Raw genomic sequence first — 19,126 nt, 5'->3', positions numbered from 1 at the left:
CGGAGGACTACGCCGCCTTGACGTGGAAGACGCAGCCCGGCGGATCCGTCTGCTCAGGCTTCAGGGCCGGATTGTAGCGGTAGAGGGTCGAGCAGTAGGAGCAGACCTTTTCGACGTCGTCGCCCATGTCGATGTAAATGTGCGGATGGTCGTAAGGAACGGACGCGCCGGTGCACATGAATTCCTTCACGCCGATCTGGATCAGCCTGTGACCGCCGTCGTTCTGGAAGTGAGGGATGCCGTGCCCAGCCATTGTCGTCTCCGATGCTTTTTCGTTGCGTCGGACATTATCCCCCCGATGGCGGAATGTGTAGTGGGAAAAACTGACGCGGCGGGGTGGAAACAAGGCGGCCGGCGGTTTAAATCCGGTCGTTCTGCCTGTGGGCTCCAAACTGATCAGAAAGCCGGTTCATGAACCTCAATGCCCCCGCGTTTTCCTCCTTCGCCCATGATGGCCTCGATCTCTCCTACTTCGACGAGGGTAATCCGGAGGGGCAGCCGGTGCTGCTGGTCCATGGCTTTGCCTCGAGCGCGCTGGTCAACTGGGTGCACCCGGGCTGGCTGAAGACGCTGGGCGATGCAGGCTACCGGGTGATCGCGATCGACAACCGGGGTCATGGCCGCAGCGACAAGCCACGCGATCCGGAGGCCTACCGGCCGTGGGTGATGGCCGAAGATGCCGCAGCGCTGCTCGACCATCTGCGCATCCCGCAGGCCCATGTGATGGGGTATTCGATGGGCGCGCGCATTTCCGTCTTTCTGGCGCTCAAGCATCCGGATCGGGTGCGATCGCTGGTGCTCGGCGGGCTCGGCAGCGGCATGACCGACGGCGTGGGCGACTGGGACCCGATTGCCGATGCGCTGATGGCGCCGTCGCTCGACGATGTTTCGCACGAGCGCGGTCGCATGTTTCGTGCCTTCGCCGACCAGACCAAGAGCGACCGCGAGGCTCTCGCCGCCTGCATCCGCGGCTCCCGTGACCTCGTGTCGGAGGACGACATGGGGCGGATCGAGGCGCCGACTTTGATCGGCGTGGGAACGAAGGACGACATTGCAGGTTCGCCTCAGGCGCTGGCTGCGCTGATGCCGCACGCGACAGCGCTCGACATCCCGGGCCGCGATCACATGCTCGCGGTTGGAGATCGCGTCTTCAAGAAGGCCGTGCTCGAATTCTACGAAGGGCTCTGAGGGAAAACGATCCGCCCTGACGATAAGGATCAGCGAAATGCGATATTGCAGGCGTTGGTAGTCCTGTAATGATCCTCTATATATAATCCTCCATCGAGAACGAGGAGACGGCGATGGCCGCGAGAACCGAAATTCGCCCCAATGATCCGGTGGCCAGCGTAGACCCGATCTGGGACACGATGCGGCAGGAAGCGCGGACGGCGGCGGACAACGACCCGCTACTGGCGGCTTTCCTGTATTCGACGGTCCTCAACCACCGCTCTCTGGAAGACAGCGTCATCCACCGCATCTGTGAACGGCTCGACCATCCCGACCTGCAGGCGGTGCTGCTTCGCCAGACTTTCGCTGAAATGCTTGTCGACTGGCCGGACTGGGGTTCGGTGCTGCGGGTGGACATCCAGGCGGTCTACGACCGCGATCCGGCCTGCCTGCGCTTTCTTGAGCCGGTCCTCTACTTCAAGGGCTTTCACGCCATCCAGACGCATCGGCTGGCGCATTGGCTGCTGGCGCGCGGGCGACGCGACTTTGCGCTCTACCTGCAGAGCCGCGCTTCCAGCATTTTCCAGACGGACATCAATCCTGCCGCGCGCATCGGCAAGGGCATCTTCCTCGATCATGCCACCGGGCTGGTGGTGGGCGAGACGGCGGTGATAGGCGACAATGTCTCCATCCTGCACGGCGTAACGCTCGGCGGCACCGGCAAGGAGGGCGCCGAGCGGCATCCGAAGATCGGAAACGGCGTGCTGATCGGGGCAGGCGCAAAGATCCTCGGCAATATCGAAATCGGCTCGTGCTCGCGGGTTGCGGCCGGATCCGTGGTGCTGAAGCCCGTGCCACCAAAGACGACCGTTGCCGGCGTTCCGGCCAAGGTCGTCGGTGAGGCCGGCTGCTCGGAGCCGGCGCGGCTCATGGACCAGTTGCTCGGCTCCGACGAATAGACCCCGGACGATCTTCATCCCGGCCCCGGCACGAAAAACGGCGGGTGGCCAAGCGTTGCCTTTACTTTGCCAGCGCTGCCATGGCACAAGCCCCGAAATCGAACCGCTGACGGAGAAAATTCATGAAGCCAGAAGAAATCAAGAAGCTGGACGGCTACTTCAAGCGAACGTTCAACCCGCAGATGGCGGTCAAGGCGCGTCCGCGCAAAGACGATTCCGCGGAAGTCTATCTCGGCGAAGAGTTTCTGGGCGTCGTCTATATCGACGACGAGGACGGCGACCGTTCCTACAATTTCTCGATGGCAATCCTTGACGTCGACCTTTAGCCTTGGGCTCAGACGCGGCTTTGTCCCGTCGTGCTTCCGCTTTATACGCGATTTGAGACCGGCGACATTGATCGCCGGTCTTTCGATTCCGGCTGCAGGTTTTCGGATGATGTAGTCCGTGCGCGGAATAGTGATTGCGCCAGACCGCGGGGGGCTTAAAATCAGCACCAAATGCACTAAGTTATGAACATCTGATGTCCGCCGCTTAAACCAGGATGGTCACCCGCCGGATGATTGGGGAATGAACGAAATGATCGCAGCGCCGATCTTGATGCAAGACGAAAAGAACGGCGACGGAGACAACGCAAATCGCGGCACGTCCGTCATCACCCGCACCAAGCCGAAAACGAAGAAACCGAACCTGTATCGCGTATTGCTCCTGAACGACGACTACACTCCCATGGAGTTTGTCATTCATATCCTAGAGCGGTTCTTCCAGAAGGATCTTGAGGCGGCGACGCGGATCATGCTCCACGTGCACAATCACGGCGTGGGGGAGTGTGGAATATTTACGTATGAAGTCGCGGAGACAAAGGTCAGTCAGGTCATGGATTTTGCCCGGCAGCACCAGCATCCCCTTCAGTGCGTGATGGAAAAGAAGTGAGGAACCCACGTGCCAACTTTTTCGCCTAGTCTTGAAAAGGCGCTACACCAGGCACTGACATTTGCGAACGAGCGGCATCACGAGTATGCCACGCTCGAGCATCTGTTGCTGGCATTGATCGACGATGCCGACGCGGCAGCGGTCATGGGTGCGTGTAACGTCAACCTGGATGCCCTGCGCAAGACCGTTGCCGATTACGTCGACAACGAACTTGCCAATCTGATTACCGGATACGACGAGGATTCGAAGCCGACCTCCGGCTTCCAGCGTGTCATCCAGCGCGCCGTCATTCATGTGCAGTCTTCCGGACGAGAGGAAGTTACCGGCGCCAATGTGCTGGTGGCGATCTTTGCCGAACGGGAAAGCCATGCCGCCTTCTTCCTGCAGGAGCAGGAGATGACGCGCTATGACGCCGTGAATTATATCTCCCACGGAATCGGCAAGCGGCCGGGCGCATCGACGGTGCGGCCACCGCGCGGTGCGGAGGAAAGCGACGCGGACGCCAAGCCCTCGCGCGAACAGGATGAAGGTCCCGGCAAGAAGCCTACAGATGCTTTGAAGGCCTATTGCGTTAACCTGAACGAGAAGGCCAAGAACGGACGCATCGATCCGCTCATCGGGCGTCACTCCGAGGTTAACCGCACCATCCAGGTGCTGTGCCGCCGGTCCAAGAACAATCCGCTCTACGTGGGCGATCCCGGTGTCGGCAAGACGGCGATTGCCGAAGGTCTGGCCAAGCGTATCGTCGAAGGCAAGGTGCCCGAGGCGCTTGCCGATGCGACGATCTTTTCGCTCGACATGGGCACGCTGCTGGCCGGGACCCGCTATCGCGGCGACTTCGAGGAACGCCTGAAGCAGGTGGTCAAGGAACTCGAGGATTATCCGGGTGCCGTGCTCTTCATCGACGAGATCCACACGGTCATCGGTGCGGGCGCGACCTCGGGCGGTGCCATGGATGCGTCGAACCTGTTGAAGCCGGCGCTGTCTTCGGGACAGATCCGCTGCATCGGTTCGACCACCTACAAGGAGTATCGCCAGTTCTTCGAGAAGGACCGGGCGCTGGTCCGACGCTTCCAGAAGATCGACGTCAACGAGCCGTCGATCGATGATGCGATCGAGATCATGAAGGGCCTGAAGCCCTACTTCGAGGAATACCACAAGCTTCGCTACACCAACGAGGCGATCCGGTCGGCCGTCGAGCTTTCGGCGCGCTATATCTCCGACCGCAAGCTGCCGGATAAGGCGATCGACGTGATCGACGAGACCGGTGCGGCACAGATGCTGCTGCCGGCATCCAAGCGCCGCAAGCTGATCACCGAGAAGGAGATCGAGGTCACCATCGCGACGATGGCCCGGATTCCGGCCAAGACCGTTTCCAAGGACGACGAGATGGTTCTCGCCAACCTGGAGAAGGAATTGCGCTCGGTCGTCTACGGCCAGGATGCGGCGATCGAGGCTCTGTCGACAGCCATCAAGCTTGCCCGTGCAGGCCTGCGCGAACCCAACAAGCCGATCGGCTCCTATGTCTTCTCGGGCCCGACGGGCGTCGGCAAGACGGAGGTCGCCAAGCAGCTGGCCGCGTCGCTCGGCGTGGAAATGCTACGGTTCGACATGTCGGAGTACATGGAGCGGCACACGGTTTCGCGTCTGCTCGGTGCTCCTCCCGGCTACGTCGGCTTCGACCAGGGTGGTCTCCTGACCGATGGAGTCGACCAGCATCCGCACAGCGTCGTCCTGCTCGACGAAATCGAGAAGGCGCATCCGGACATCTTCAACATCCTGTTGCAGGTGATGGACCACGGTTCGCTGACGGATCACAACGGCAAGAAGATCGACTTCCGAAACGTTATCCTGATCATGACGACGAACGCGGGCGCTTCTGAAATGGCCAAGGCCGCTATGGGCTTCGGTTCTTCCAAGCGCACCGGCGAGGACGAGGAGGCGCTGAACCGCCTGTTCACGCCGGAGTTCCGCAACCGTCTCGACGCGACCATACCGTTTGCGCCGCTGCCCACGGATGTCATCCATCAGGTGGTGCAGAAGTTCGTCATGCAGCTCGAGACGCAACTTTCGGAGCGCAACATCACCTTCGACCTGCAGGACGATGCGATCGCCTGGCTGGCGGAAAAGGGCTATGACGAAAAGATGGGTGCGCGTCCGCTTTCGCGCGTCATCCAGGAGTACATCAAGAAGCCGCTCGCCAACGAGATCCTGTTCGGCAAGCTCCGCAAGGGCGGCGTCGTGCATGTGACGGTTGGCAAGAAGGACGACGGCACCAACGGGCTGCTGCTCGACTGCGTGCCCGAGGCGGTGCCCGTCAAGCCGAAGCGGGAGGCCGAGGTGGAAGAGGCGTCCGAAGAGGGCGGGGCAAAAGCCAAGAAGCCCCGGTCTTCCAAGAAGGCCACCGGCAAGGACGGCTCTGACAAGGCACGGCCTATGGTCGAGGCTGATGTGGCCGTCTCCGAGGAGGCACCGAAGTCGCCGCCCCGCAAGGGCAGTATCGTGCCCCGGGTGCCAAAGTCCAAGTAATTGACAGAGAAAAAGAAATGCCGGGTTCATTGCCCGGCATTTCTGCGTTATGCCTGCTGCCTGCGCGTTGTCGTTTCCGGAATTCCTGATGTCCCCAAGCAGTGATATGCGGCCCGCCTCCTTCTGGTTCCTGTCCGGAATGCGCGGCATCACCTCGCTGCCCGCCGTGATCCTGATGATTTCCTTTGTCGGCTTCAGTGCGTTCGCCTTCGAATCCGGCATTTCGCGGGGCGAGGCGATCTTCATGACGATCTCCATCTGGGCGCTTCCGGCGAAGATGATCCTGGTCGGCATGATGGCGAGCGGCGCGCATATCGCCGCCTGCTTCCTTGCCGTGACGCTCTCCTCGATCCGGATGATGCCGATGGTGGCGTCGATCGTGCCTGAAATGCGCAACGACAAGACGCCGACCTGGCTCCTGCTGCTGTTGTCGCATTTCGTCGCCATCACCGCCTGGGTCTTCGCGATCCAGCGGCTGAAGGACGTGCCGCGCGAATACCGGACGACCTTTTTTGCTGGCTTTGGCATCACGCTGACGCTGACCAACACGCTGATCGTTGCGGTCTGCTACGGCGTTGTGGAATCGTTTCCGCCGGTGGTCTCCGGCGCGCTGTTCATGCTGACGCCCGTGTATTTCCTGGCGTCGATCTGGGCAACCGCCCGGCAGGACGTCGTGAAGCTCGCCTTCATCGTCGGCGTCGTCGGAGGTCCGCTGATGGCGCTCGTGGCGCCAGACTTCGACGTTCTCTACGCCGGCATCGGCGGCGGCACGCTCGCCTACGCCGTCGATCGCTTCTGGATCCGCCCGCGACGGGCCGCCCGTGAAGGCACCGTCCGATGAGCGGCGACTGGTGGTGGACCTACGTCGTGATTGCCGTCGCCGGCTGGCTGGCGACGGACATCTGGCGTTGGCTCGGTGTTTTGATCGGCAACCGGCTGAACGAAGATTCCGAGGCGCTCTACTGGGTGAGGGCCGTTGCGACGGCGCTCGTCATGGCAGTGACCGCTAAGCTGATCGTATTTCAGACCGGGACGCTGGCGGGTTCGCCGCTGTGGCTGCGGCTCGGTGCCGCCGGCATAGGCTTCCTCGCCTTCCTGCTGGCAGGGCAGCGGGTCGGCGTGGCGGTGATCACCTCCACGCTGCTGCTCGGCCTGGGTCTCTACTGGCTCGGGGTCTGAGCCGATCAGCCGGCAAGCGCCGCCCGGACCTTATCGGCGTTCGCCTTCAGGATCTCGCCATCCTCCATCTGCCCCGAATGCGGCGTGAGTGCCTGGCCCTCATGGCGCGGAACCACGTGAAAATGCAGATGGAAGACCGTCTGGCCCGCCGCCGGCTCGTTGAACTGCATGATGGTGATTCCGTCGGCGTCGAAAGCGTCCTGTGCAGCCCGGGCCAGCTTCTGCACGACCTGGACGGTCTTGGCCAACACGGCCGGGTCGGCGTCCAGCATGTTGCGGGAGGGCGATTTGGGCACCACCAGCAGATGACCGGGTGCCTGCGGCATCACGTCCATGAAGGCGATGGCGTGATCATCCTCATAGACGCGGTGGCAGGGAATTTCGCCGCGCAGGATCTTGGCGAAGATATTGCTGTCGTCGTAGCTCTGGCTCATCATGGTCACTCCTCTTCCTCGTCTGTCTTTCCCGGATCCTGCCGCTCACCTTTTCGGAAGGGGCTATGGGCTTCCAGATAGCCGCCGATCTGCTCGACCTCCTCGCGCTCGCGCTCAAGGTAACTAGCGACAGCCTTGCGCAGGCCGGGATGGGCGATGTAGTGGGCCGAATGGGTCGTGACCGGAAGATAGCCGCGGGCGAGCTTGTGCTCCCCTTGCGCACCGGCCTCGACGCGCTTCAGGCCCTTGGCCAGCGCAAAATCGATTGCCTGATGGTAACACACCTCGAAATGCAGGAAGGGATGATCCTCGCTGCAGCCCCAGTGTCGGCCGTAGAGGGCTTCCGAGCCGATGAAGTTGATGGCGCCGGCGATATAGCGGCCGTCGCGCTTGGCCATCACCAGCAGGATGTCTTCGGGCATCCGCTCGCCGATCAGGGAGTAGAAGCTGCGCGTCAGGTAGGGACGGCCCCACTTGCGGCTGCCGGTGTCCATGTAGAAGGCGAAGAACTGGTCCCAGATGTCTTCGGTGAGGTCGCTGCCGCTCAGCCAATCGATGGTGATGCCGTTCTCCAGCGCCGCCCGCCGCTCCTTCTTGAGAGCCTTGCGCTTGCGGGACGCGAGCGTCTCCAGGAAGGCGTCGTGGTTGGCATAGCCCTCGTTGAGGAAGTGGAACTGCTGGTCGGTGCGGTGCAGATAGCCGGCCTCATCGAAGGCCGGCAATTCGTCTTCCTGCAGGAACGTCACATGGGCGGACGAGACGCCGAGCTGGCGTGTCACCTGCTGGAGACCGGTCGCCAGTGTCCGGCGCATAGACTCCACGTCCTGGCCCTCGGCCACCAGCAGACGCGGACCGGTCGCCGGCGTGAAGGGCACGCTGCACTGGATCTTCGGATAGTATTGGCCGCCGGCACGCTCGAAGGCATCGGCCCAGCCGTGGTCGAAGACATATTCGCCCTGGCTGTGGCTCTTCAGGTAGCCGGGGACGGCGCCGAGAAGGGTCCCGTCATCACTCTCCAGCAGCGTGTGGTGCCCCATCCAGCCGGTCTTCGCCGTCGCAGATCCCGATTCTTCCAGAGCGGAGAGGTAGGCGTGCGAAACGAAGGGATTGTAGCCGCCGGTCCCGCCCTTCGAGGTGCCGGTCAGCCTTGACCAGCGCTCGGGGGCAATTTCGGCAAAACTCTGCTCGATGCGGATGGTGAGAGCTTCTGTCATTCTAGGCGGTCGCAGTCTCCCGTGGGTCGAAGCCTTCGAAGGTCATCTGGTCGGCATGAGAATGGGTATGCGCGCGGGCGTTTGCATCCCTGACGGTCCAGGTAATGACCGGAATGCCCGCCTGTCTTTGCGCGGTGACAAAGCTGTTGGGCAGATGGGCGTATTGATAGGAGATGAAGTCGAGGCCGAGGTGCATAGCCTCGTCGTGCTTGAAGAAATCCTCGGGCTTCGTTCCCTGGGCCGTGAGGCCGAGAGGCCATGGGCAGCCGGCGGCCTTCAGATCCTTGAGGATGTGATGGTCGAAGCTCATCAGCGCAACCTTGCCCTCGTAGCCTTCCAGCACTTCCAGGACGGCCTCGGCAAAGCCGTCGTCCTCACCCTTGCGACCCTTGATCTCGATCACCAGCGGCACGCGGCCGCCGACGTGCCTCAGCATCTGCTTCAGCGTCGGAATCTTGTCGGCGGTTCCACCGACGGTGAGCATGGCGAGTTCGCCCGAGGTGCGTTCACGGACATCGCCGGCGATGCCGCAGAGGCGTTCCAGCGTGTGGTCGTGGAAGACGACCGGCACGCTGTCGGAGGCGAGCTGCAGGTCGCATTCGATGGCAAAGCCCGCATCGATGGCGCGGGAGAAGGCGGACAGCGTGTTCTCCCAGACAGTCTTGTTCATGTCGTGATAGCCGCGATGGGCAACCGGGACGTCCCTGATCCAGGCGGCAGATGTCATGCTTCGATCTCGATGATGGCGTCGATCTCGACCGAGGCATTGAACGGCAGCGCGGCCATGCCGACGGCGGCACGGGCGTGCTTGCCGGCGTCACCGAGGACATCGGCGATCAGGTTGGAGGCGCCGTTGATCACCAGGTGCTGTTCGGTGAACTCCGGGACGGAGGCGACGAAGCCGTTCAGCTTCAGGATGCGCCGGATGCGGCCGAGGTCGCCGTTCAGCGCCGCCTTGGCCTGGGCCAGGATGTTGATGGCGCAGAGTTCGGCGGCGCGCTGGGCACCAGCCACATCGACATCACGACCCACCAGTCCCGTGACCGCGACCTTGCCGTTTTCCATCGGCAGTTGGCCGGAAAGATAAAGCATGTTGCCGGAGATCGTGAAAGGGACATAATTGGCAGCCGGTGCTGCGGCTGCGGGAAGGGAAATCCCCCGTTCCTTGAGGCGGGCCTCGATGGCTTCGGACATGGTCCACTCCAGTTTTGTTGTCAACGTCTCAAAAATCCTGCATTCAGGGACATACCCTTGCTGGATGGCGTTCTTATAACATCGGCAGTGAGTCCGACAGGAGATAATGAATGAACTATTCGGCACTCGCACTGATCCTGACCGCCGGTTTTGCTGCCGTGGGAGCGGGATCGGCGTCGGCTGGCGTCGAGGGCGCGGCCGGTCTTCTGCCGCACCGGGCGGTCTATGACCTGCAGCTCAAGGATGCCTCGGATCGTTCCGGGATCGAGGGCATGAGCGGTCGCATGGTCTATGAGTTCACCGGTTCGGCCTGCACCGGTTTCACCACCAATTTCCGTTTCGTCACGCGCATCAACTCCGGCGAGGAGACGCGTCTGACGGACCAGCAGACGACGACCTTCGAGGACACCGAGGCCGGCCAGTTCCGCTTCGAGACGAAGTCCTTCACCGACGAGCAGATGGACAAGGAAGTGGCGGGCGAGGCGCGGGAAGATGATTCCAAGGTTGTGGTGGAGATCGAGCGACCGGACCCGCGGCAGCTCGAGCTGGTGGCCAGCGCCTTCCCGACGGAACACATGCTGGAGGTGATCAAGAACGCCCGGGCTGGAAACCGCTTCTTCGAGACCCGCATCTTCGACGGTTCGGAAAACGGGGACCAGAGCATGATCACCAACACGGTGATCGGCGCGCAGCAAACGCCGAACGGAAAATCCGCGGATGACGATGCCGGGAAGGCCGGAGAGTTTGCCAATGCGACCTACTGGCCCGTCACCATTGCCTACTTCAGCGAGGGCGGAGAGGGGGATGCGACGCCGGTCTATACGATGTCCTTCAAGCTTTACGACAACGGCATCACGCGCGATCTGACCATGGACTACGGTGAGTTCGTGCTGAGCGGGACGCTTGCCAGGCTGGAGCTTCTGGACAGGCCCGACTGCGATCCGAAACAGCCCGCCCAATAACCGATCGGGGCGCGGCAGGACCGAAAGGAATGCGTGCATGAGCCTTGAATTCCTTCTGACGTCCCTCGTCATCATCGCATCGCCCGGCACCGGCGTGCTCTACACGCTTGCCGCCGGCCTCGCGCGCGGCGCCCGTGCCAGCATCATTGCCGCCTTCGGCTGCACCCTGGGCATCGTGCCGCATATCGCCGCTGCCGTGACGGGGCTTGCCGCCGTGCTGCACACAAGCGCGCTCGCCTTCGAGATCATCAAGTATCTCGGCGTCGCCTATCTGCTCTACATGGCCTGGAAGACGATCACTGACCGGGGCGCGCTCAGCGTTGACGAGGAGCTTGCGCCGCGTTCGGTGCGGCAGACCATCGTCTCGGGCATCCTTCTCAACATTCTCAATCCCAAGCTGTCGATCTTCTTCTTCGCCTTCCTGCCGCAGTTCGTCAGCCCGGACCAGCCGGATGCGCTGCCGATGATGCTGAGCCTGAGCGGCGTGTTCATGGGGCTGACCTTCGTCGTCTTCGTCGGCTACGGCGTCTTTGCCGCCGCCATGCGCAGGCATGTCATCTCGCGACCGGCGGTGGTGACCTGGATGCGCCGCACCTTTGCTGCCGCTTTTGTCGCCATGGGTGCCAAACTCGCGTTGGCCGATCGCTGAGCGGAGGCCGACGGTCTCACGGCACTTGCCGATCCGGCCGTTGCCCGGTATTGCGGCGCGCGAAGGATCGGATTGAGCAATGTCAGGTACGAACAGCGAGCGCGAACTCATAGCCGAAGGACCGGCCGTCATTCTGGTCGAGCCGCAGCTTGGCGAGAACATCGGCATGGTGGCCCGGGCGATGGCCAATTTCGGCCTGGCGGAACTGCGTCTCGTCAAGCCGCGCGATGGATGGCCAAGCGAGAAGGCGCGCGCCGCCGCGTCCAAAGCCGATCATGTGATCGACGGGACGCAGGTGTTCGAAACCCTGGAGGAGGCGATTGCCGACCTCAACTTCGTCTACGCGACGACGGCGCGGGAGCGCTACGGGTTCAAGCCCGTCCGTTCGCCCGTCACGGCTGCAGAAACGCTGCGGGCGAAGTTCAAAGCGGGCGAGAAAACCGGCGTGCTGTTCGGACGGGAGCGCTGGGGGCTTACCAACGAGGAAGTGGCGCTCGCCGACGAGATCGTCACCTTTCCGGTCAATCCGGCCTTCGCTTCGCTCAACATCGCCCAGGCGGTGCTGCTGATGTCCTACGAGTGGATGAAGACAGGGCTCGATGACGTGGCGGCGACGCCGTTCCTGCCGATCGAGCAGAGGCCCTCTACAAAAGAGCAGGTGCTTGGCCTCTTCGAGCATCTGGAGGAGGCGCTCGATTCGCGCGGCTATTTCCATCCGCCCGCGAAAAAGCCAAAAATGGTCGACAATCTCCGCGCGGTGATTTCGCGTCGCGGCTTCACCGAGCAGGAAATCAGCGTGTTTCGTGGTGTGATCCGCTCGCTCGACCGGTTCCCGCGACGGTGGTCGAAGACGACCGGGAGAGTGGAGCCGCCGGAGAATGACGACGAAGCCTGAAAGGCCGGTGCTGATGTTCGATTCGGGCATCGGCGGACTGACCGTGCTGCGCGAGGCGCGCGTGCTCATGCCCGGGCGTCGGTTCGTCTATGTCGCCGACGATGCCGGTTTCCCCTATGGCAGCTGGGAAGAGGATCGACTGCGTGCGCACATCGTCGCTCTGTTTCGAGGGCTGATTGCCGAACACGACCCCGAAATTGCGGTCATCGCCTGCAATACCGCGTCCACGCTGGTGCTGGACGATCTGCGCGTCACTTTTCCCGACACCCCCTTTGTCGGAACGGTGCCGGCCATCAAGCCGGCGGCGGAGCGGACGCGGTCGGGCCTCATCTCCGTGCTGGCAACGCCGGGCACGGTGAAGCGGCAATACACCCGTAACCTGATCGGCGAATGGGCGTCCAAGGTGCATGTGCGTCTCGTCGGCAGCGAGCGGCTGGCAGGGCTGGCGGAAACCTACATGCGTCAGGGCTTTGTCGACGAGGCGGCTGTCCGCGACGAGATCGCCCCCTGCTTCATCGAGCAGGAGGGTCGGCGGACCGACATCGTCGTGCTGGCCTGCACCCATTATCCCTTCCTCGTGAACCGGATGCGCAAGACCGCGCCCTGGCCGGTCGACTGGATCGATCCGGCCGAAGCGATTGCGCGTCGGGCGCTGTCCTTGATGCCGAAGGAGGGGCAACCACAGGCGCAGGTTCTGGCCAATCCGGACATCGCCATCTTCACCTCCGGCAATCCGGACTTTGCCACGTGCCGATTGATGCAGGGCTTTGGTCTGCGCGTCGAACCGTCGCCGCGCATGCTCTTGCCAACCTGACAAATCGGTGGCTTGCTCCCGACACTCACCGGAGCAAAACTGATGCCCATCGAAAACTGGCTTGCCTTCGTTGCCGCGTCGGCGGTGCTGCTGGCGATCCCCGGACCGACCATCCTGCTTGTCATCTCCTATGCGCTGAGCCACGGCCGCAAGGTGGCGACCGCGACGGTGGCCGGCGTTGCGCTCGGCGACTTCACGGCGATGACGGCGTCGATGCTGGGGCTCGGCGCGCTGCTGGCCACGTCGGCGGCCCTGTTCACGCTGCTGAAATGGGTGGGCGCCGCCTATCTGATCTACCTCGGCATCAAGCTTTGGCGGGCACCGGTGTCCGGCGGTGCGGAGGGCGAGGCCCCGGCTCCTTCTGCGAAGGCTTCGCGGATCTTCCTGCACACCTATGCCGTCACGGCGCTTAACCCCAAGAGCATCATCTTCTTCGTGGCCTTCCTGCCGCAGTTCCTCGATCTCGGCGAACCGCTCTTCCTGCAGATGCTGATCTTCGAACTGACGTTTCTGACGCTGGCGACCCTGAACGCAACGGTCTACGGTCTGCTGGCGGCGCTCGCCCGCAACCAGATCCGCAAGCCGCAGGTGCAGCGCGCCGTCAACCGCACCGGCGGTTCGCTGATGATCGGCGCCGGCCTTCTCGCTCTCGGTTGGAAGCGTGCCGCGGCGACCTGAACGGGGCTCACAGCAAAGCCTGTGCATTTCGGTAGTGACGGGGCGCAACAAATCCGTAAACCTGTTACAGCACCGGAATCGCGCAAGGCGCGTCACCATCCAGAGACTGTCATACGAGGGAAGTGCATTGCAGGTCGGAATCGATATGGGGACCGTGTCCGGGGGCGCTCCGGCCAAGCTCGATATCGAGGAGCTGCTGGCAACGCGCCTCCTGGTGCAGGGCAATTCCGGTTCGGGGAAGTCGCACCTGCTGCGGCGGCTCCTGGAGCAGTCTGCCCCCTGGGTGCAGCAGGTCATCATCGATCCCGAGGGCGATTTCGTCACGCTGGCCGACAAGTACGGCCATGTGGTCGTGGACGGCGAGCGGACGGAAGCGGAGCTGATCGGCATCGCCACCCGCATTCGCCAGCACCGGGTGTCCTGCGTGCTGACGCTCGAGGGTCTTGACCTCGAAGAGCAGATGCGCGCGGCCGCAGCCTTCCTCAACGGCTTGTTCGATGCGGATCGGGAGCACTGGTATCCGGTTCTCGTCGTCGTCGACGAGGCGCAGATGTTTGCGCCTTCGGTCGCCGGCGATGTCTCCGAAGACGCCCGCAAGATGTCGCTCGGCGCCATGACCAATCTGATGTGCCGTGGCCGCAAACGCGGTCTGGCCGGCGTCATCGCCACGCAGCGGCTGGCCAAACTTGCCAAAAACGTTGCGGCCGAGGCCTCGAACTTCCTGATGGGCCGCACCTTCCTCGACATCGACATGGCGCGTGCCGCCGATCTGCTGGGCATGGACCGGCGGCAGGCGGAGATGTTCCGCGACCTGAAGCGCGGCAATTTCGTTGCGCTCGGCCCGGCCTTGTCGCGTCGTCCGCTGCCGATCGTCATCGGTGCCGTCGAGACCTCGGCGCGATCCTCGTCGCCGAAGCTGATGCCGTTGCCGGATGCGCCGCAGGATGTGGAAGACCTGATCTTCACGCCGGATCCGGAGGAATTCGCCCGCCCGGTCACGCGCCGCACGCCGCCGGCGCCGCGTCCGACGACGGATATCCTGGCGGAGCTTTCGCGCTCCACACCCGCGGCCGGCCCGATCGCCCAGGACCACAATACTTCGCGTCCAGCACAGCCGGAGCTTTCGCCGGAGGCGCGGGAGGAACGGCTGAACGCGGTTCTCTCGGAGATCATCGACGATCCGCAGGCGGCCTATCGTACCGATGCGGTGCTCTACCAGGACTTTCTGGTGCGCCTGCGCATGCGCCGGCTGCCGGGTCCGCCGATGGCGATGAGCGAATTCCGCCGCCGCGTCGCGATCTCACGGGCGGGCGTCGACAAGGAAACCGCCGAGACACCCGGCTGGCAGACGGCATTGGAGCTGTCGGTTCGAGTGTCCGACGACCTGCAGGGTGTATTTCTGTTGCTGGCCCGGGCGGCGCTGCTCGCCGAACCCTGTCCAACCGACATGCGCATCGCCAGAGCCTATGGCACCCACTCTGCGCGGCGGGCCCGCCGGCTTCTCGGCTATTTCGAGGAACAGGGCCTGATCGTGGTGCATTCGGATTTTTCGGGCAAGCGCATCGTTGCCTTCCCGGATCTCGACGTCCAGACGTCACCGGGCGCGCCCGATGCGCAGGATGACGAACCGGTGGTACGGCAGCAGCACGCCGCCGAATAGGGAAGGGCGGGATATGCCGCCTCTTCCCTCTGCCGCTACGGCGAACCTCAAGCGGTGGCGCGTTCTTCCCAGACCTTGACCAGCTCGACGATCGCCTTCACCGCGACGTCCATGTCCTGGACACCGATCCACTCCAGCGGTGAGTGATAGGCATGTCCGCCGGTGTAGATATTGGGGCAGGGCAGGCCCATGAAGGACAGGCGTGCGCCGTCGGTGCCGCCGCGGATGCTGTCGATCCTCGGCTCCAGACCGACGCGGCGGGTGGCCTCCATGAGATTGTCCATGACCTCGGGATGCCGGTCGAGCACGCTCTTCATGTTGCGGTACTGTTCCTTGACCTGAATGTGGCAGGTCGAGCCCGGATAGGTCTTCAGCACATCCTGCGTGATCGCTTTCAACAGATCTTCCTTTTCCACCAAGCCCTTCTCATCGAAATCGCGGATGATGAAGCTGATGCGGGCTCCCTCCATGGCGCCGCTGATGCCGACGGGATGAATGAAGCCCTGCCGCCCTTCCGTCGTCTCCGGTGCCTGGTCCTGCGGCAGGCGGGCGATGATGGCGCTGGCGATCTTGATGGCGTTCTCCATCTTGTCCTTGGCCGTGCCCGGATGCATGGCGACGCCGGAGATTTCTATGGTCACGCCGTCGGCGGAAAAATTCTCGCTCTGGATCTCGCCGAGTGTAGAGCCGTCCAGCGTGTAGCCGAAGGCGGCGCCAAGCTTTTCGAGGTCCACCTTGTCGGCGCCGCGACCGATCTCCTCGTCGGTGGTGAAGAGGATCTTGACCGGACCATGCTTGATCTGCGGATGCGCCAGCAGAAACTGTGCCGCCGTCATGATCTCGGCAATGCCTGCCTTGTCGTCGGCGCCGAGCAGCGTCGTGCCGTCGGTGGTGACGATGTCGTGGCCGATCTGATCCTTCAGCTCCGGATGCTCGTCAAGGCGGATCACGCGGCTCGTGTCGCCGGTGAGCCGGATGTCGCCGCCCTGGTAGTTGCGGACGATCTGCGGCTTGATGTTGGTGCCGGTGAAATCGGGTGCCGTGTCCATGTGCGAGCAGAAGCAGATCGCCGGGACCTGTTTCTCCGTGTTGGCCGGCAGGGTCGCATAGACGTTGCCGTGTTCGTCGAGATGGGCATCTTCCAGCCCGAGCGCCCTGAGCTCCTGCTCCAGGACGCGGCCGAGGTTCAGCTGCTTTTGTGTCGAAGGCTGCGTGGTGGAGCTTCCGTCCGACTGGGTGTCGATGACGACATAGCGAAGGAAGCGGTCGAGCGCGGTGTCGGTGGGGAGAGACATGGGCGAGATCCGATTCTGGCGTGGCGAAGAAGGGGAGCCTAGCCGGGATGAGCTTCGAGGGAAATGTGCTATGCTGTGGGGGATCTGGCTCTGGCGGATGATCCGGACGCAAGTCCCCGTCTGATCGCGGCGGCGGACGGCTTTCCGGCGTCGAGGCGTTGACAAGAGGCTTCCCGCCGAGTAGAGACCCGCCAACGCCGGGTGGTAACGCCCGGTGTTTTCATGACATGTCCCGTGGTGTTCTCCGGACGCTTCCGTGAGAAACCTGTCAGGACTCCCCAATCGGAGTTCAGAGGAGGGCGTGTTTCCTTGATCCTGTCCGGCAACGGTCGGGTGAAACCTGTTAAGAAGGAAATACGATGAGCAAGCGCGCGTCGTCCAAGTACAAACTCGATCGCCGTATGGGCGAAAACATCTGGGGCCGTCCGAAGTCCCCGGTCAATCGTCGCGAATACGGTCCCGGCCAGCACGGCCAGCGCCGCAAGGGCAAGCTTTCCGACTTCGGCGTGCAGCTGCGCGCCAAGCAGAAGCTGAAGGGCTACTACGGCGACGTCCGTGAGAAGCAGTTCCGCGCCATCTACGACGAAGCCAACCGCCGCAAGGGCGACACCGGCGAGAACCTGATCGGCCTGCTGGAATCGCGTCTCGACGCCATCGTGTTCCGCGCCAAGTTCGTGCCGACGGTCTTTGCTGCCCGCCAGTTCGTCAACCATGGCCACGTGACCGTCAACGGCGTCAAGGTCAACATCGGTTCCTACCGCTGCAAGGCCGGCGACGTGATCGAAGTTCGCCAGAAGTCGAAGCAGCTCGTGACCGTTCTGGAAGCCGTCCAGCTCGCAGAGCGCGACGTTCCTGACTACATCGACGTCGACCACAACAAGATGGTCGCCACCTTCGTGCGCATCCCGACACTGGCCGACGTTCCTTACGCCGTCATCATGGAACCGAACCTGGTCGTCGAGTTCTACTCGCGCTAATAGAAAGGGCCCGCACCGCGGGCCCTGCCAAGCTATTCAGAAAAGCCGCGTCAGCTCGACGCGGCTTTTTTCATGGCCGAGAGCGTCTTGTCGAGCGACTCGCCGGTGGCGACCGGCGCTTCCTTCGGTCCTTCGCCCATGCGGTTCCAGGCGTCGAGGCCGGCGATCTTGTAGCCTTCCGCAAGCGTCGGATAGTTGAAGGTATTCTCGACGAAGTAGTCGACCGTGCCCTTGAGGTTGAGCACCGCCTGGCCGATGTGGACAAGCTCGGTTGCGCCTTCGCCGACGATGTGGACGCCGAGCAGCCGGCGCGTCTTGCGCGAGAAGATCATCTTCAGGAGGCCGCTGTCGAGCCCCATGATGTGACCTCGCGAGGTTTCGCGGAAATGGGCGATGCCGGTCTCATAGGGGATGCCGCGCTGGATGACTTCCTCTTCTGTCAGGCCGCAGGTGGAAATCTCCGGCACGGCGTAGATGCCGTAGGGGAAGAACTGTGGCGGATCGCTTGCGGGGGCGCCAATTGCGTGACGGGCAGCGATCCGCCCCTGCTCCATCGAGGTCGAGGCCAGGCTCGGGAAACCCACCACATCACCTGCGGCATAGATGTGCGGTACCGCGGTCTGGAACGTCTCCGGGTTGACCTTCAGGCGACCGCGGCTGTCGGCATCCAGCCCGGCTGCGGCAAGGTTCAGCGTATCGGTCGATCCGACACGACCGGCCGCGAACAGCACCATCTCGGACTGGAGGGTACGGCCGTTGCTGAGCTCGATGCGGCATTTGCCGCTCTCGTCCTTCTCGATCTTGTCGACGGTCTGGCCGAAGATCAGCTTCATGTTGCGGTCACGCAGCTGGTAGGTGAAATCCTCGACGATCTCCTTGTCGATGAAGTCGAGCATCGTCTGGCGCGGCTCGACGACCGTGACCTGGGTGTCGAGGGCGCTGAAGATCGTGGCATACTCGATGCCGATGACGCCGGCGCCGACCACGATGAGAGAGCGCGGGACGGAGGCAATTTCCAGCAGTTCGTCGCTGTCGATGATCGACTTTCCGTCGAAGGGGATGTTGGTCGGGCGATAGGGTCGGGTTCCGACCGCAAGGAGGATGGAGTCGGCGCTCACCCGCAGCAGTTCGCCATCGCTTTTTTCGACCTCCAGCGTATGGGGATCGACGAAGCGGGCGGTGCCCAGCATGTGCTGCACGCGGTTGCGATCGAACTGGTGCTCGAGAACCGCCACTTCGTGCTCGAGCGTGATCAGCAGCCGGCGGCGCAGGTCATCGGCGCTGATGTCCTGCTTGACCCGGTAGGATTTGCCGTAGAAGCCGCGCTCGCGCCAGCCGGTGAGGTTCAGCGCGGTTTCGCGAAGGGTTTTGGAGGGGATGGTGCCGGTGTGAACCGAGACGCCGCCGACGCGTCGCCCGCGTTCGATCACCAGGGCGGTCTTGTCCAGCTTGGCGGCCTGGATGGCAGCGCGGCGCCCTGCCGGGCCGCTGCCGACGACGATGAGGTCGTAGTGGTTCATGGATTGCTCCGCTTGCTCAATTCGGCGGCGTGTCCTGCTGCCAGATGCATGATCTATCAGCCTTGTCTTA

At 63.1% G+C, this 19,126-nt stretch carries 21 protein-coding genes; 14 read left to right on the top strand and 7 right to left on the bottom strand.

Annotated features, from left to right (window positions below):
* Positions 1 to 7: 7 nt before the first annotated feature.
* Positions 8 to 253 carry a zinc-finger domain-containing protein gene (locus M1E10_RS18350; RefSeq protein WP_499174233.1) on the bottom strand — a complete coding sequence of 82 codons (246 nt, stop codon included), beginning with the start codon at positions 251 to 253 and terminating at the stop codon, positions 8 to 10.
* A gap of 158 nt (positions 254 to 411) precedes the next feature.
* Between M1E10_RS18350 and M1E10_RS18345 the strand changes: the two genes are divergently transcribed.
* The 7 genes from M1E10_RS18345 to M1E10_RS18315 all read left to right on the top strand — a co-directional run bounded on the left by M1E10_RS18345 (position 412) and on the right by M1E10_RS18315 (position 6,764).
* Positions 412 to 1,188: an alpha/beta fold hydrolase gene (locus M1E10_RS18345; protein ID WP_499174232.1), complete on the top strand. Its 777-nt coding sequence runs from the start codon at positions 412 to 414 to the stop codon at positions 1,186 to 1,188.
* Positions 1,189 to 1,301: 113 nt separating this feature from the next.
* Complete coding sequence (gene cysE, locus M1E10_RS18340; RefSeq protein ID WP_499174231.1) at positions 1,302 to 2,126, top strand: LbetaH domain-containing protein; 825 nt, start codon at positions 1,302 to 1,304, stop codon at positions 2,124 to 2,126.
* A gap of 122 nt (positions 2,127 to 2,248) precedes the next feature.
* Entirely contained in the window at positions 2,249 to 2,452 is a 204-nt protein-coding gene (locus tag M1E10_RS18335) for a DUF3126 family protein (RefSeq protein ID WP_499174230.1), read from the top strand.
* Between the two features lie 250 nt (positions 2,453 to 2,702).
* The gene (gene clpS / locus M1E10_RS18330) at positions 2,703 to 3,056 is read left to right on the top strand and encodes an ATP-dependent Clp protease adapter ClpS (RefSeq protein WP_029618925.1); all 354 of its coding nucleotides are present in this window, start codon (positions 2,703 to 2,705) and stop codon (positions 3,054 to 3,056) included.
* A 9-nt stretch (positions 3,057 to 3,065) separates the two neighbouring features.
* Positions 3,066 to 5,585 (top strand): ATP-dependent Clp protease ATP-binding subunit, encoded by a 2,520-nt coding sequence (gene clpA, locus M1E10_RS18325; protein WP_499174229.1) that lies wholly within the window; start codon positions 3,066 to 3,068, stop codon positions 5,583 to 5,585.
* Positions 5,586 to 5,673: 88 nt separating this feature from the next.
* A complete protein-coding gene (locus tag M1E10_RS18320; RefSeq protein ID WP_499174228.1) occupies positions 5,674 to 6,426 on the top strand; it encodes an AzlC family ABC transporter permease in 753 nt (250 codons plus the stop codon).
* Entirely contained in the window at positions 6,423 to 6,764 is a 342-nt protein-coding gene (locus M1E10_RS18315; protein WP_499174227.1) for an AzlD domain-containing protein, read from the top strand. Before M1E10_RS18320 ends, M1E10_RS18315 begins: the two co-directional genes overlap by 4 nt.
* A 5-nt stretch (positions 6,765 to 6,769) precedes the next feature.
* On the opposite strand, the gene M1E10_RS18310 is transcribed toward M1E10_RS18315, so the two are convergent.
* Genes M1E10_RS18310 through M1E10_RS18295 form a run of 4 tightly spaced genes read right to left on the bottom strand, consistent with a single transcriptional unit; the run spans position 6,770 to position 9,606 of the window.
* Positions 6,770 to 7,201, bottom strand: a complete 432-nt coding sequence (locus M1E10_RS18310; RefSeq protein WP_499177224.1) for an HIT family protein — start codon at positions 7,199 to 7,201, stop codon at positions 6,770 to 6,772.
* Between the two features lie 2 nt (positions 7,202 to 7,203).
* A complete protein-coding gene (locus M1E10_RS18305; RefSeq protein WP_499174226.1) occupies positions 7,204 to 8,412 on the bottom strand; it encodes a GNAT family N-acetyltransferase in 1,209 nt (402 codons plus the stop codon).
* A 1-nt stretch (position 8,413) separates the two neighbouring features.
* The gene (locus tag M1E10_RS18300; protein WP_499174225.1) at positions 8,414 to 9,139 is read right to left on the bottom strand and encodes a glycerophosphodiester phosphodiesterase; all 726 of its coding nucleotides are present in this window, start codon (positions 9,137 to 9,139) and stop codon (positions 8,414 to 8,416) included.
* Positions 9,136 to 9,606, bottom strand: a complete 471-nt coding sequence (locus M1E10_RS18295; RefSeq protein ID WP_499174224.1) for a RidA family protein — start codon at positions 9,604 to 9,606, stop codon at positions 9,136 to 9,138. Before M1E10_RS18295 ends, M1E10_RS18300 begins: the two co-directional genes overlap by 4 nt.
* Before the next feature lie 110 nt (positions 9,607 to 9,716).
* Between M1E10_RS18295 and M1E10_RS18290 the strand changes: the two genes are divergently transcribed.
* From M1E10_RS18290 to M1E10_RS18265, 6 genes are all read left to right on the top strand, one after another.
* Positions 9,717 to 10,568 (top strand): cell envelope integrity EipB family protein, encoded by an 852-nt coding sequence (locus M1E10_RS18290; protein WP_499174223.1) that lies wholly within the window; start codon positions 9,717 to 9,719, stop codon positions 10,566 to 10,568.
* 37 nt (positions 10,569 to 10,605) lie between these two features.
* Complete coding sequence (locus M1E10_RS18285; RefSeq protein ID WP_499174222.1) at positions 10,606 to 11,217, top strand: LysE family translocator; 612 nt, start codon at positions 10,606 to 10,608, stop codon at positions 11,215 to 11,217.
* A 79-nt stretch (positions 11,218 to 11,296) separates the two neighbouring features.
* On the top strand, positions 11,297 to 12,112 hold the full coding sequence (locus M1E10_RS18280) for an RNA methyltransferase (RefSeq protein ID WP_499174221.1): 816 nt from the start codon (positions 11,297 to 11,299) through the stop codon (positions 12,110 to 12,112).
* The gene (gene murI / locus M1E10_RS18275) at positions 12,096 to 12,926 is read left to right on the top strand and encodes a glutamate racemase (protein WP_499174220.1); all 831 of its coding nucleotides are present in this window, start codon (positions 12,096 to 12,098) and stop codon (positions 12,924 to 12,926) included. Before M1E10_RS18280 ends, murI begins: the two co-directional genes overlap by 17 nt.
* 42 nt (positions 12,927 to 12,968) lie before the next feature.
* Positions 12,969 to 13,604, top strand: a complete 636-nt coding sequence (locus M1E10_RS18270) for a LysE family translocator (protein ID WP_499174219.1) — start codon at positions 12,969 to 12,971, stop codon at positions 13,602 to 13,604.
* A 127-nt stretch (positions 13,605 to 13,731) separates the two neighbouring features.
* Positions 13,732 to 15,264 (top strand): ATP-binding protein, encoded by a 1,533-nt coding sequence (locus M1E10_RS18265; RefSeq protein ID WP_499174218.1) that lies wholly within the window; start codon positions 13,732 to 13,734, stop codon positions 15,262 to 15,264.
* 47 nt (positions 15,265 to 15,311) lie between these two features.
* On the opposite strand, the gene pepT is transcribed toward M1E10_RS18265, so the two are convergent.
* The gene (pepT, locus tag M1E10_RS18260) at positions 15,312 to 16,559 is read right to left on the bottom strand and encodes a peptidase T (RefSeq protein WP_499174217.1); all 1,248 of its coding nucleotides are present in this window, start codon (positions 16,557 to 16,559) and stop codon (positions 15,312 to 15,314) included.
* Positions 16,560 to 16,918: 359 nt separating this feature from the next.
* On the opposite strand from pepT, the gene rpsD reads away from it, so the two are divergent.
* Positions 16,919 to 17,536: a 30S ribosomal protein S4 gene (gene rpsD, locus M1E10_RS18255; RefSeq protein ID WP_499174216.1), complete on the top strand. Its 618-nt coding sequence runs from the start codon at positions 16,919 to 16,921 to the stop codon at positions 17,534 to 17,536.
* Between the two features lie 50 nt (positions 17,537 to 17,586).
* Here the strand turns inward: rpsD and sthA are convergent, their stop codons facing one another.
* Positions 17,587 to 19,056, bottom strand: a complete 1,470-nt coding sequence (gene sthA / locus M1E10_RS18250; protein WP_499174215.1) for a Si-specific NAD(P)(+) transhydrogenase — start codon at positions 19,054 to 19,056, stop codon at positions 17,587 to 17,589.
* Between the last annotated feature and the right edge of the window lie 70 nt (positions 19,057 to 19,126).

The organism is Rhizobium sp. PK7-22, assembly GCF_056530405.1.
Note: the sequence above shows the minus strand (reverse complement) of the source record. Positions and strands in the feature narration are given on the sequence as shown.

Bases quoted from the DNA above. Each gene is read 5' to 3' on its own strand.
- rpsD (WP_499174216.1), top strand. From the start codon at position 16,919: ATGAGCAAGCGCGCGTCGTCCAAGTACAAACTCGATCGCCGTATGGGC.
- M1E10_RS18315 (WP_499174227.1), top strand. From the start codon at position 6,423: ATGAGCGGCGACTGGTGGTGGACCTACGTCGTGATTGCCGTCGCCGGC.
- M1E10_RS18335 (WP_499174230.1), top strand. From the start codon at position 2,249: ATGAAGCCAGAAGAAATCAAGAAGCTGGACGGCTACTTCAAGCGAACG.
- clpS (WP_029618925.1), top strand. From the start codon at position 2,703: ATGATCGCAGCGCCGATCTTGATGCAAGACGAAAAGAACGGCGACGGA.
- M1E10_RS18350 (WP_499174233.1), bottom strand. From the start codon at position 253: ATGGCTGGGCACGGCATCCCTCACTTCCAGAACGACGGCGGTCACAGG.
- M1E10_RS18270 (WP_499174219.1), top strand. From the start codon at position 12,969: ATGCCCATCGAAAACTGGCTTGCCTTCGTTGCCGCGTCGGCGGTGCTG.
- M1E10_RS18305 (WP_499174226.1), bottom strand. From the start codon at position 8,412: ATGACAGAAGCTCTCACCATCCGCATCGAGCAGAGTTTTGCCGAAATT.
- M1E10_RS18345 (WP_499174232.1), top strand. From the start codon at position 412: ATGAACCTCAATGCCCCCGCGTTTTCCTCCTTCGCCCATGATGGCCTC.
- pepT (WP_499174217.1), bottom strand. From the start codon at position 16,559: ATGTCTCTCCCCACCGACACCGCGCTCGACCGCTTCCTTCGCTATGTC.
- M1E10_RS18310 (WP_499177224.1), bottom strand. From the start codon at position 7,201: ATGATGAGCCAGAGCTACGACGACAGCAATATCTTCGCCAAGATCCTG.
- murI (WP_499174220.1), top strand. From the start codon at position 12,096: ATGACGACGAAGCCTGAAAGGCCGGTGCTGATGTTCGATTCGGGCATC.
- M1E10_RS18295 (WP_499174224.1), bottom strand. From the start codon at position 9,606: ATGTCCGAAGCCATCGAGGCCCGCCTCAAGGAACGGGGGATTTCCCTT.
- M1E10_RS18285 (WP_499174222.1), top strand. From the start codon at position 10,606: ATGAGCCTTGAATTCCTTCTGACGTCCCTCGTCATCATCGCATCGCCC.
- M1E10_RS18280 (WP_499174221.1), top strand. From the start codon at position 11,297: ATGTCAGGTACGAACAGCGAGCGCGAACTCATAGCCGAAGGACCGGCC.
- M1E10_RS18320 (WP_499174228.1), top strand. From the start codon at position 5,674: ATGTCCCCAAGCAGTGATATGCGGCCCGCCTCCTTCTGGTTCCTGTCC.
- M1E10_RS18300 (WP_499174225.1), bottom strand. From the start codon at position 9,139: ATGACATCTGCCGCCTGGATCAGGGACGTCCCGGTTGCCCATCGCGGC.
- cysE (WP_499174231.1), top strand. From the start codon at position 1,302: ATGGCCGCGAGAACCGAAATTCGCCCCAATGATCCGGTGGCCAGCGTA.
- sthA (WP_499174215.1), bottom strand. From the start codon at position 19,056: ATGAACCACTACGACCTCATCGTCGTCGGCAGCGGCCCGGCAGGGCGC.
- M1E10_RS18290 (WP_499174223.1), top strand. From the start codon at position 9,717: ATGAACTATTCGGCACTCGCACTGATCCTGACCGCCGGTTTTGCTGCC.